Source organism: Paludibacterium yongneupense DSM 18731 (assembly GCF_000422925.1).
GTDB lineage: Bacteria > Pseudomonadota > Gammaproteobacteria > Burkholderiales > Chromobacteriaceae > Paludibacterium > Paludibacterium yongneupense.
In genome coordinates this window covers 154816-166702 of sequence record NZ_AUGZ01000008.1, presented here as the reverse complement: position 1 = coordinate 166702, position 11887 = coordinate 154816, and the positions used below count along the sequence as shown (strand labels likewise).

Below are 11887 nucleotides of genomic sequence, written 5' to 3'. Positions count from 1 at the left end.
CTAGGACTCGACCGGCAAGCGACGGCGGGTTTGCAGGATCGGTGGAGCCCAACGATCGCCGGGCCGCTTCTTGCGCGTCGCCAGCGTCAGATCCGATGGCGCGAAGATATTGATGTTATGCGTATTCGGCGTCGTGATCAGGTACTGCGCCTCGGTCGCTTTGAGGAAACCCGCCACCCGGTCGATATTGTAGATATCCAGGTGGGCAAACGGTTCATCGATGAAGACGAAACCCGAAGGATTGGCTTCGTCCATCATCAGTGCGATCAGCAAGATCAGCGACTTCATCACCTGCTGCCCACCCGAGGCCTCGCCGTCATTCATCCCCATCAGGCCCTTGTGATCGAAGTTGAAGCGCAAGGTCAGCCCGGCTTGTGCCAGTGTCGCGTCGTCATTATCCAGCTGCGGCAGATCGATTTCGACTCCGATGCCTGCCAGGCCGCCAAGGCGCTTCACATTGGCCGCATAGGCGCGCACCGTCGCGCGCAGCTTGTTGATATACGCGGCACGCGCATCGGAAGTCAACTCGCCGGCACGTTCCACCTCGCGCTGCCGCCGCTCGCGCTCGCGCGCAAGCGCCGCCAGATCCTCGGCCAGTTTGTCCTTGAGTGAAAGCACCATGTCATCGGTTTCCCACTCCCCGCCTTCCAGCCGCTCCTGCAGATACGCGAGCTGATGGCGCACATCGGCCGCGCTGTCGAACTCGTCGCGAAGTTGCGCGATGCGCTCGCGGTCCGGCAAGCCGGGTAGACGCGCCAAATTGTCGCGCAGCTGGAGCAACTCGCGCCGCAGTTGACGCCGCGACAGATCCAGCGCCGAGGTCAGCGCCATCAGGCGCGCCCGGCTCTCCTGCTCGCGCAAGCAGATGCGGTCATGCGCGAGGCGCGCTTCGCCCAGCTTCAGCTCGGCACGCTCGCGCTGTGCCTGCGCCGCGGCCAGTGCCGCGCCCAGCCGCGCCGTTTCGTCAGCCAGCCCCTGCCGTTGCTGGTCCAGCGCGGCAAACTCATCGGCGCGGGCATCGAGCGTGCGAATCGCGTCCATGCCGCCCAGGTATTCGGCCAGCGACGCGGCTTCGCGCGTGGCGGCCACCAGGGTCTCTTCATCGCGCAAAATGGCGGTGTTCAGGGCCTTCAGCCGCTCGCGCACGGCCATCAGGCGCGATTGACGCGCCCCCTCGCCGAAAGCGTAATCATGAGCGGGAACGCCGATATGGCGCGCCCCGCGCCGCTCGCGCAAATATCCCTCGCGCGTGATCCAGTCGCCCTTGATCGCGGCCCCGGCTTCTGCATCCTCGACCCGGCTCACGGCATCGAGCTGCCGGAACAGCCAATCCGGCCCCGGGGCCAGAAAGCGCACCACTTCATGCAAGCTGCCGCGGCGCGGCGCCGGGGCCGGCGCGCACTCCGCCACCAGAAAATGCCGATAGCGGTGACGTTCGCCCAGCGCCCAGGCAGCGCGTCGGTCGCCCTCATCGTGCAGCAGCACGACGTGACGATAGGGGCGCAGCACGGCCTCGACGGCGGCCTGCCAGCCGGCATCGAGCACTTCGATGCAATCGCTGAGCAGCGAATGCGCAATACCGGCTTCATCCAGTGCCGCACGGAAATGGCGCACGTCCTCGGGTGCGCGGGCACGGCCCATTTCGAGTGCATCGAGCTGGGCCGTCAGTTCGGTCCGTTCGCTCTTGTTCGCGCTCAGCCCCGCGCGTAGCGCCTCGGCATCGGCGCGCAAGGTCGCGAGCCGTACGGCCAGCTCCTGCCCGTCGCTACCGTGCTGTTGCAAGGCCAGCGCCTGAAGCCGGTCGCGCTCGCGCAGCTGGCCGCTGACCTCGGCGTGCGCGCCCTTGACCGCCAGAAACGCCTCTTGCGCATCGATGCGCACGCGCTCCGCCGCATCGCGTTCAGCCAGCGCCCCGCTCTGGCCCGCCTCCGACTGCTCTACCCGCGCGGCCAGATCGGCATGCTCCCGCTGCGAGCGGAACAGATCTGCCCGCTGCTTGCGATAAGCCGCCCAGGCGCCGGAGAAAGCCGATTTTCCATCCAGATAGCCGAGCAGAGGCAGGGCTTCATCGTTTAGCCGCGCAATCGACTGCGTCAACTGGCGCCATTCCAGAAAACGGTTTGCGCGCGCCTTCATGCCTTCAACCCGGACATCGAGTCCGGCCTGCTGCTGCGCAAGGGCCTCCAGTTCGCTCTCGGTCGCCAATTGCTCGTCGCGGGCGCGTTGATAATTGTCCAGCACATCCTTGTCGCCGAAAACCTGGAATACCAGGTCCAGCAACTGCCGTGGCGAATACTCGGTCAGCTTGTCGGTATCGCCCTGCTCCAGGGCCAGCACTTCCGCTACGGCGGGCGTCAGACCGGCGGCTTCGAGCCGGCGCCGATATTCGTGCACGCCCAGCCACTGCGCCTGGTGCTCGGCCTGTTCGAGCGCCAGATCGCCCTCGACGATCGCGTAATGCCGCACCCAATCGCCGCCTTGCTTGCGGATACGGCATAGCAGGGTCACCGTCTCGTTGACGATTGGAAAAAAAGGCGTCGGGTACAGGCCGCCCGACGGGCGGCGCGGGTTATCGACCACCCCGCGCAGATAGGCAAAGGATTCGCGGTTGTTGCGCACATAACGCTTGTAGTCGCGCTTGCCAGAACAGCGGATTGCCAGCAGGGTGCGCAAGGCATCGAGCAAGGTCGTCTTGCCCGATCCGTTCGGGCCGATGATGGTGACGATCTGGGCGTCGAGAGGCACCGACAGGCGCTGCCAGAAATCCCAGTGCACCATTTCCACCGATTTCATTTGAAACATCAGTCGTCCTCCCCGGCAACGGCATCCGCATCCGCCGCAGCGGCTAGCCCGGAACGCCGCGTCAGCAGCTCGGACAACGCACCTTCGATGATGCGCGGCGCCAGCTGGCTGTAATCGATCATCAAGTCAAGCAACGGTCCCTCGCTCAGCAGGCGGTTGCGGCGCACGACGAAACCCAGGTTGACCAGACGCCCGAGGTTCGCGCTAAAGCGGGTGCGCCCGCCGAGCGCACGCCCGAAATCGGCATACAGCGCATCCTCGGACACGCCGGTGGAGACCGTCTCGCCTGTCTCCACCGGCTTTTGCACGCCAAACATATCGCTCTGCCCTTCGCGCCCGGCCTCGACACGGGCGATCTGGCGCTCGCGCTTCGGCAGGACGATCAGTGCCCACAAAATGACCAGCAAGGCCACCCCGTCGCGCGGCAGCCCAAGGGTATTGTTCAGCCAGGACTCGCCGGCCCCGAATACCGGCTCAGTCATCGTTGGCAGCAAGGCCAGCGCCACATGCTCGGCATAGGGGTTGTCGATCAAGCGCAATCCGACATCCTGCAACCGTACATCGAGTTCCTGCCGAAAACTTTCGTCGAGCAGGGCACGCCGCACCAGGCTGTCGCTGCGGGGTAGCACACGCAGGGCAAGCAGCCGCGCGATCAGGGTTGTCAGTTCTTTATCCATACGGGGCTCGTTAGTTTCGCGGCTCGAGCCGCGCGTCAGACAGGCTCGCAACGAAAGGATGATCGATGTCGATGACGCCGTCACCGCCGCCCAGTTGCAGCGGCAGGCGCGCCAGAGAGGCGACGACGCCGGCATCGTCGCGCGTTTCCGGGTCACCCAGCAAGGCCAGCAGGGACAAGCGATAGGCCGTCTCGTTGTAGCTGTCTGCCAGCACCGCCTGCGCCAGCGGCGTCACCGCCTGCGGCAAGGCGCTGAGTGTCTGGAACAGGGCCTCCGCCTCCAGCAGCCGCTCGAGCTCCGGCGCCTCGGCAGGCGGTGCAACGGCCGATGCCGGCAAGCTGGCATTGGCCGCGCGCACGCGTTCGCGCGCCAGCAGTTCGAACTCGGCCACATCGGCCAGCTCGGGTGTAGACAGAAAGGCCGGCTCGGGATGGGGCCACAAGCAATCGCCAAGCAAGGCGGACAGGGAGGCCGATGTCTGCCGGCGCAGGAACTCGGCCAGATCGGTCGAGGTCAATCCGGACGCACCGAGGTGCACGCGCTGCGCGGCCAGCGACGCCAGTCGGCGCTCGAAAGTGCCGGCCAGCGCCAGCATCCGGCTTTGCGCAAGCGCGATGGCCTGTGCCTGGTTGAGCATGGACAGGCTCAGGCTGTCGTCGGCGGTCAGGGCGCGCACCACCTCGGTGGATTTGGCCACCCAGCGCCAGACAGCCTCCAATCGATGCTGACTTGCCCGGATGCGGAATTCGGACTGCGATTCGAGCGCATCCTCGAATTCGGAGTACAGCTCGTTAAGACGCGCCAGCAGATGACGCAGGGCCTCGTCCGACACCTGGCCCACCGCTTGGCCTGCCGCCACCTGGCTGGTCAGATAGCCGAGCTCGACATCGTCGCCGGCAAAATCGATCAGGGTCGCAAGCGAGGCCAGCGCCAGGCGCGCACCTTCCGACAATTGATAGACGCCAGCGTCGGAATCCCATACCAGCAAGCCCCCTTCGCGCAAGCGCTTGAGGATGGTGTCGAGTTTGACGGCATTGAGGTAGGAAAAGCGATGGGCGAGTTCCTGCGGGCTCCAGAACGGCGCATCGGCACGGCTGCCGAGTTCGCGCAGAACCAGCAGGCGCATCAGCACCTCCTCGTCACCGCCGCGGAACAGGGTAATGAAGACGGAAAGATAGGGCCAGGCGGCGCTGAGCCGGTTGACCGTGGCCAGCTCGGCCGGATCGACGCCGGGCTGAAAAAAAGGGGCGAGCGATTCCACAGTGGAGCCCAGGGGCGAGCCGCCGCCCGCAGGCGGCGGCGGGTTATCGGGTCAGGCGTCGTTGCGGCGAATGATGGACGAGGCCAGCTCGGTCGCCGCTATCACCGGCGGCGCGGCGCGCTCGGCTTCGAACCGGGCGGCCCGCACGATCTCGAGATAACGCATGATCGCACGCGTCAATTCCAGCGTACCTTCGCCGGTCAGAGCGGAGATGATGAACACGCGCGGCGTTTCGATGTCGAAATCGACCCGGTCGTCGGGCGCCCCATGCGTCCAGCCATAGGCTTCGAGGAAAGCACTGACCGTCAGGTCGCGGTCTTCGGCCGGCAGCATGTCCACCTTGTTCAGAACCAGCCAGCGCGGCTTGTTGTACAGCGCCTCGTCGTACTTTTTCAATTCGTCGACGATTGCGCGCGCCTCGCGGACCGGGTCGACCGCAGGATCGAACGGCGCGATGTCGACCAGATGAAGCAGAATCCCGGTGCGAGCCAGGTGCTTGAGGAAACGGTGGCCGAGACCGGCGCCTTCGGCCGCACCTTCGATCAGCCCCGGAATATCGGCGATGACAAAACTCTGGGTATCGGTCATGCGCACCACACCCAGGTTCGGGTGCAGCGTGGTAAACGGGTAGTCGGCCACCTTGGGCTTGGCCGCCGATACCGAACGGATGAAGGTCGACTTGCCGGCATTCGGCATGCCGAGCAGGCCGACATCGGCCAGCACCTTCAACTCCAGCCGCAGCACATGCTGCTCGCCGTCTTCCCCGCGCGTGAACTGGCGCGGTGCGCGATTGGTCGAAGACTTGAAGTGCAGGTTGCCGAGTCCGCCCTTGCCGCCGCGGGCGATCAGCACGCGCTGGCCGTTTTGCGTGAGGTCGGCGACCTGTTGTTCGCTTTCGACATCGAACAGCACGGTACCGACCGGCATGCGCAATTCGATGTCTTCGCCGCCCTTGCCGTAGCGGTCGGCGCCATGACCCTTTTCGCCGTGTTCCGCCTGGTAGCGTTTGACGAAGCGGTACTCGACCAGGGTATTGATGTTTTCGTCCGCAACCGCGTAGACGCTGCCGCCACGACCGCCGTCTCCGCCGTCCGGGCCACCGAGGGGGATATACTTCTCGCGCCGGAAACTGGCTGCGCCATTGCCGCCGCGGCCACCAAACACTTCGATGCGCGCTTCGTCGATAAATTTCATTACAACTCCTTCTTCATGCTGCGAGGAGGTAGGCGCAAGGGCTGGTGCCAGCCGCATCAGCCCTTGCGCCTCACCCCTCGTCAAAACAAAAAAAGCCCTATCGCCAGGGACAGGGCTTTCTTCGTAGACAGTGACGATTACTCGCCGTCGACACCCGTGTAGGGAACGACGTTTACGGTCTTGCGTTGTTGAGCACCTTTCACGGTGAACTCGACATAGCCGTCAACCTTGGCGAACAAGGTGTGATCCTTGCCCAGGCCAACGTTTTCACCAGCATGGAAACGGGTACCGCGCTGACGCACGATAATCGAACCCGCCGGGATCAGCTCGCTGCCATAGACTTTCACGCCCAGGCGCTTTGCTTCGGAGTCGCGACCGTTACGGGAGCTACCGCCTGCTTTTTTATGTGCCATGACTGTTTCTCCTTACTTGGAAATCGCGTCGACGCGGATTTCGGTGTAGTTCTGACGGTGACCCTGATGCTTCTGGTAGTGCTTACGGCGGCGCATCTTGAAGATGCGAACCTTGTCGCCACGACCTTGGGACAGGACAGTAACCGTCACGGTAGCGCCGGCGATACGCGGGGCACCAACCACAACCTGATCGCCGTCGGCAACCATCAGCACTTCTTCAAGCACGATCTGGCTGTCGATGTCTGCAGGTATCTGTTCTACTTTGAGTTTTTCGCCGACGGCAACTTTATATTGCTTACCGCCAGTTTTTATGACCGCATACATACGTATAGCTCCTAAGAAATCTTTATTGACCCCCCGGATAACGGGGAGCCGGTGAGAATACATCCAATCGATGAAAGTTGTCAAATTTTTCATACGCTTAGCGCAAACCGAGGCCGACATGGCGACGCGCGGGGCTTTTCTGTTAGACTCGTCTGGTTTTTCAGCGTCGATATAACCGGTTAATAGCGTGCCCACCACCCCGTTTTTCCGATCCCTGATCGCCGACGACATGCAGGCCGTCGACCGGGTCATTCGAACCCGGCTCCACTCCGACGTCGTTCTGATCCGCCAAGTGGCGGAATACATTATTTCGGCCGGAGGCAAGCGCCTGCGGCCGGCGCTGACCCTGCTCGCGGGCCGGGCGTGCGGCTTTGGCGGCGAAGTCCTGTTCGAACAGGCTGCGATGGTCGAGTGCATCCATACCGCGACATTGCTGCACGACGACGTGGTGGACGAATCCGACCTGCGCCGCGGCCGCGAAACCGCCAACGCCCTGTTCGGGAATGCCGCCAGCGTGCTGGTTGGCGATTTCCTCTATACGCGCGCGTTCCAGATGATGGTCTCTAGCAACGACATGCGCGTACTGGAAGTGATGGCCGCCGCGACGAACATCATCTCCGAAGGCGAAGTCCTGCAACTGCTCAATATCGGCAATACCGACGTGAGCGAGCAGGATTACCTGCAGGTCATACGCTACAAGACCGCGAAGCTGTTCGAAGCGGCCTGCCGCGTTGGCGCCATGGTTTCCGGGGCCGATGCACAGACCGAAGCCGCGCTGGCCGAGTACGGCAACAGCCTGGGCACCGCGTTCCAGATCGTGGACGATGTCCTCGACTACAGTGGCGACGCCGAGAGCATAGGCAAGAGTCTGGGCGACGACCTGGCGGAAGGCAAGCCGACGCTGCCGCTGATCTATGCGATGCTGCACGGTTCCCCCGCGCAGGCCGCCCTGGTTCGCGAGGCCATCGAGCACGCAAACCGCGAACGTTTCCATGAGGTTCTGTCTGCGGTACAATCCTGCGGCGCGCTGGATTACGCCCATGGCGAAGCGGTCCGTGCCGCTCGCACCGCCATCGATGCCATCGCCTGCCTGCCGGAGTCTGACGCCAAACGGGCGATGATAGAACTGGCAGAAGTCTCGGTGGATCGCACCGCCTGACGCCGCGAAACGATACAGGTCTCCGTAGTTAAATGGATATAACTTTCCCCTCCTAAGGGAAGATTACAGGTTCGATTCCTGTCGGGGACACCACTTCTACTTCCGCAGCCGTCCGATAACATCCATAAAACCCGCATAGCTACACGCTTTGCGGGTTTTTTGTCATCCGGATTCATCCGGGATGTCCCGCCTTCGTCCAACAGATTTTTCTATCCTTTCGTGTACTTTTTTCACAGCCCTGCCACTCCGATTCGACCCTGCCGAAGAAAAAAAGCTCCACGACAGAAGAAGCGCGTTCAAAATCAGCGGCTTGCCGGCGTACAGGCTTGTCTTGAAACTGGGCGGACATTATATTGATCGCAAGGCCCGCCGGAGTCAGAAAAAAACATAAACCAGCAATGCCAACGTACTACAAACTAGCCGTATCACAGCCATAAAACAAAAATTTAAAACTTAGAATTTTATCGCGATGAACGCATCTGATTATTGACGATGCAACGACAATTCGACCCGGCCCGTGTTTGAAATAGAATTATATTATTGGTGCTACTCATAATGTTTGACATAAAAACCACGTTCTTGTTGATTATTGTTGTCAATTTTTCGCTGGGATTAACGATATTGCCTGCCGCCGAATCCGAGCGCGACAGCGGGCTTTTCAAAGTTTCCTTGGCAAACATAACCCATGGGCTTGGCTATCTGTTTTTCATCATGTCAGGACAATATTACAAAGATCCACTCGTCTGGATGGGTGAGGTCTTTATCGTGATCAGCATCGTTGTCTGGTACAGTGCGCTATGTCAATTTTTAAAAATAAAAACCCCCGTCATCATTCTGGCACTTGCTGTACTCTACAATGCCGTTGTTTCATTCATTTTTGTTGAAAGCAAGGAAGGAAGAATTTTATTTAACTCGATCTCCATAATCATAATCGAGTTGCTCTTCCTGTTCACATTGCTATCAAACAGAAAATCCATAAAAGGACGAGGAAAATTCATCGTATTACTATCAGTTTTCGTTAACCTACTGATTTTGCTATACCGCGAAGAGTTCTCCCTGTCCGGAGGAACGGTAAAATATCTGTTCGACAGGGGACCATCCCAGGCTGCACTGTATGTATCCGTTTTGACAACATTGATCTGTTTCTCCCTAGGCTTCGTCCTGATGGCTAAAGAGCGAACGGACTACCTGAACCGCGACCTGATACTGAAAGACAGTTTGACGGGGTTGTGGAACCGTAGAAGATTGGATGAAGTCGGCAGATCCGAACTTGCCAGGCACATTCGCTATGCCTTGCCAACATCATTGGCATTAATCGATATCGACAATTTCAAGCAGATCAACGACAGACATGGTCATCGCGTTGGAGACGAAATACTTGCCAAGGTAGCCGCGGCTTGCGTGAAAAAAATCCGTGACACCGACGTATTAGGGCGCTGGGGAGGGGAAGAGTTCATGGCCATATTCCCAGGCACGTCCGTATCTGATCTGGCATATGCCGCCGAACAAATTCGTGAGGCGGTGAACGGGATAGAAATCGAACCCGGTAAAAAGGTCAGCGTCAGTATAGGGCTTTCGTCTTGCTTGAGCTCAGACTCGTGGGAGAGTTGGTTTGAACGTGCCGACGCCGCGCTTTACCACGCCAAGTCCGAGGGGAAAAATACGGCGAAGCTTGATTTTCCGACGATTTATGAAAACGGTCTGATGCTGATTAGATGGGGAAATGAATTCCAGACTGGAATATCGAGCCTGGATGAGGAACACAGCACTATAATATCAATGGTTAATGACTGGATCCGACTCCCCAAAGAGGAGCACACAAAAAACTTCATTTGCAAAAAACTGGAAGTCATTAGAACTGACATTGGAAACCATTTCAAAGTCGAAGAAAAAACGCTTTTCTCTGACCATGATTCAGAGGATGGCGGACACAAGAATATGCATGACCACCTTGATGCCAGATTCCGCTTTTTGATTGACCGTTTCAACAATGGGTTGATATCGATCGACACGATAAATCAATTCATCATCTATGAATTATGTGTCCAGCACATTCTTATTTACGATAAAAGCCTCAATTACCGGAACATGACACCGGGCCTGTAACGCCGCTTCATGCTGAGAGCAGGCTTTTGGGCTGAATGGAGAAAACAATGCCTGCCTCCTTGTATTATCGCCATTGGCCAAGGCGCCCTTGAAACGACACACCCGCCTGGCGGTTTCCTCAATGCCGGGCCCTGCGCAATCCTCCTCTCTACAGCTTCGCAACCGAAGCCAGTCGGATATTTTCTGATTTACAATTTTTCACGCCTGACGACCATGATGACAATCGGAGCCGCCGGTGAGAATAAGGCTTGATCATCCGCACAACCGGCATTCACGTTGTAAAATTCGATAATGAAATTTTACTAAATAGAGAAAAGTTTTTATCATCGGCCTTATAAAATTCAGATAGACTTTATAGTCGCCATCGCATGACACATTTCGCCAGCGGCAAGCCTCAAATGCGGGAGGCTCCATCCGGCAGCATGGCCCCCCTCCACCAGCCCGGCCACAGGCTGTCGCAACGCGCAAGATAACGGTACTGGCCGGCGGCGCGGATGATCGGCAAGCCTCCCGTTTTGGGTATATAAAGAAAGTGTAACGACTGTTAAAACATGAGCTCGTTTATGTTAACGTCCATGTGCACTCGCTACACAGCGGCAGGCCAATGTGTTAAGTTCATTACTTGAAAATGCAACAGCTGCGATGTCCATATATGGCCCCTGACCTGAAGCCCGCCCCCGCTTGCCGAACTGCCCGGCCGCCCCTGCTCGGCTCTCTTCTTGACGCGGCCCTGCGCAGCCATCAGCTCTCCAAGATCGTCAAGTTCGCGCATCGGCTCTGGTTCGGACGACACTATCGCCATAGCATCGATATCTGGCCCTATCTTGCGATACGCCGCGACGATCGCGACAATATCGTCGAGATCTCGATCAACCGCAGAGCGCTGGCCGTAGTCCCGGCGTCGGCGATCCCGCGTGCGAGCCATGCAAAAAGCCGCTTGCACCTGGTCGCCACAGGCCCGTCGGTCAACGAAATCGATTACTCCCGCATCGAACCCGCTCCGCTGATTGGCGTGAATGGCGCAATCACGCTCAAGGCCCGGTTTTCTCTCGAATTTGATTACTATGTCATAATAGACTACACATTCATCACCGAGCAGCCGGATATCGCCCTTGACGTCATCAACCAAGAAAACACTCTGTTATTCACGACACCGAAATGCCTCGTTTACATTCATAAACTGCTTGGCATTGAAAAACTGAAGTGCAAACTCTGTGTCATCGAGTTGGTCGCCGAGAAATATAATGAGGACAGCGACAAAGCCCTGTCGGCCGCAAAGAGGAATCCGGAGCTGGTGTTGGAGGCCGACCCGACGATAGGTTTCAGCCATCGCATCGAGAACGGTTTTTTTCGCGGTGGAACCGTCGCCTATGTTGCACTGCAAATAGCCGCTTATCTCGATTATCACCACATCTATCTGCACGGCATCGATATTCATAACGCGGAAACCCACCCCCGCTTCTATGAGACGATGGAAAACCGCAAGAAAACGCAGTTGGTCAATGAATTTGACGGCACGATAAAACCGTCTTTTCAATTGGCATCCAAACTGTTGCAGCAGCGCGATATTGAAGTTCTCAATCTGTCCCGGACCAGCTCTTTATCCGAGCAAATATTCGAGAAAGTAGACGTCAAACAGATCTACATCAGCTAACCCATTTCCTTTAGATACGCATTTAATATTATCTATCACCGACCTGCGCGGACTCGCGATGGCATGCGAATGGATTCGAGCGGCGCAGGAAACGGCACACGGATTTTGTGCTATTCTTTTGGCTCGACGCCTCCAGAGTCGACGAGTCGGCCCCTCGCTGCCAGCCGGAATGCGGCATTCGCCCCACGGTCCGATGCACCGGAGCCCGAAACCCGCACCGCCCCATGGGCCGGCGGGTTTTTTCATACCATGGCCGCAATACAGAACAAACCCGGCGCATTGCACGTGCATGCCCTT

Annotated in this window: 9 protein-coding genes and 1 tRNA gene; 4 read left to right on the top strand and 6 right to left on the bottom strand. The window is 58.8% G+C overall.

From position 1 onward, the window contains the following. From G520_RS0105230 to rplU, 6 genes are all read right to left on the bottom strand, one after another. Positions 1-2802, bottom strand: coding sequence for an AAA family ATPase (locus tag G520_RS0105230; RefSeq protein ID WP_028534727.1), 2802 nt, complete (start codon positions 2800-2802; stop codon positions 1-3). Continuing rightward, positions 2802-3479 carry a hypothetical protein gene (locus tag G520_RS21645; RefSeq protein ID WP_036665402.1) on the bottom strand — a complete coding sequence of 226 codons (678 nt, stop codon included), beginning with the start codon at positions 3477-3479 and terminating at the stop codon, positions 2802-2804. The genes G520_RS0105230 and G520_RS21645 overlap by 1 nt, the downstream gene beginning before the upstream one ends. A gap of 10 nt (positions 3480-3489) precedes the next feature. Next, positions 3490-4740 carry a hypothetical protein gene (locus G520_RS0105220; protein WP_246542721.1) on the bottom strand — a complete coding sequence of 417 codons (1251 nt, stop codon included), beginning with the start codon at positions 4738-4740 and terminating at the stop codon, positions 3490-3492. A 51-nt stretch (positions 4741-4791) separates the two neighbouring features. Next, on the bottom strand, positions 4792-5934 hold the full coding sequence (obgE, locus tag G520_RS0105215; protein ID WP_028534725.1) for a GTPase ObgE: 1143 nt from the start codon (positions 5932-5934) through the stop codon (positions 4792-4794). Between the two features lie 137 nt (positions 5935-6071). Next, the gene (rpmA, locus tag G520_RS0105210) at positions 6072-6347 is read right to left on the bottom strand and encodes a 50S ribosomal protein L27 (RefSeq protein ID WP_028534724.1); all 276 of its coding nucleotides are present in this window, start codon (positions 6345-6347) and stop codon (positions 6072-6074) included. A gap of 12 nt (positions 6348-6359) precedes the next feature. After that, positions 6360-6671: a 50S ribosomal protein L21 gene (gene rplU / locus G520_RS0105205; RefSeq protein ID WP_028534723.1), complete on the bottom strand. Its 312-nt coding sequence runs from the start codon at positions 6669-6671 to the stop codon at positions 6360-6362. A 229-nt stretch (positions 6672-6900) separates the two neighbouring features. Here rplU and G520_RS0105200 point away from each other — a divergent pair, with 229 nt between their 5' ends. From G520_RS0105200 to G520_RS0105185, 4 genes are all read left to right on the top strand, one after another. Then, complete coding sequence (locus G520_RS0105200) at positions 6901-7830, top strand: polyprenyl synthetase family protein (RefSeq protein WP_051229072.1); 930 nt, start codon at positions 6901-6903, stop codon at positions 7828-7830. A gap of 18 nt (positions 7831-7848) precedes the next feature. Beyond that, positions 7849-7923, top strand: a tRNA-Arg gene (locus G520_RS0105195). A 462-nt stretch (positions 7924-8385) separates the two neighbouring features. After that, positions 8386-9936, top strand: coding sequence for a diguanylate cyclase (locus G520_RS0105190; RefSeq protein ID WP_028534721.1), 1551 nt, complete (start codon positions 8386-8388; stop codon positions 9934-9936). Between the two features lie 652 nt (positions 9937-10588). Beyond that, positions 10589-11590, top strand: coding sequence for a hypothetical protein (locus G520_RS0105185; protein ID WP_028534720.1), 1002 nt, complete (start codon positions 10589-10591; stop codon positions 11588-11590). The last annotated feature ends 297 nt before the right edge of the window (positions 11591-11887 follow it).

Coding starts and splice junctions, on each gene's coding strand:
- G520_RS0105230 (WP_028534727.1), bottom strand. CDS start 2,802: ATGTTTCAAATGAAATCGGTGGAAATGGTGCACTGGGATTTCTGGCAG.
- G520_RS21645 (WP_036665402.1), bottom strand. CDS start 3,479: ATGGATAAAGAACTGACAACCCTGATCGCGCGGCTGCTTGCCCTGCGT.
- obgE (WP_028534725.1), bottom strand. CDS start 5,934: ATGAAATTTATCGACGAAGCGCGCATCGAAGTGTTTGGTGGCCGCGGC.
- rpmA (WP_028534724.1), bottom strand. CDS start 6,347: ATGGCACATAAAAAAGCAGGCGGTAGCTCCCGTAACGGTCGCGACTCC.
- rplU (WP_028534723.1), bottom strand. CDS start 6,671: ATGTATGCGGTCATAAAAACTGGCGGTAAGCAATATAAAGTTGCCGTC.
- G520_RS0105200 (WP_051229072.1), top strand. CDS start 6,901: ATGCAGGCCGTCGACCGGGTCATTCGAACCCGGCTCCACTCCGACGTC.
- G520_RS0105190 (WP_028534721.1), top strand. CDS start 8,386: ATGTTTGACATAAAAACCACGTTCTTGTTGATTATTGTTGTCAATTTT.
- G520_RS0105185 (WP_028534720.1), top strand. CDS start 10,589: ATGGCCCCTGACCTGAAGCCCGCCCCCGCTTGCCGAACTGCCCGGCCG.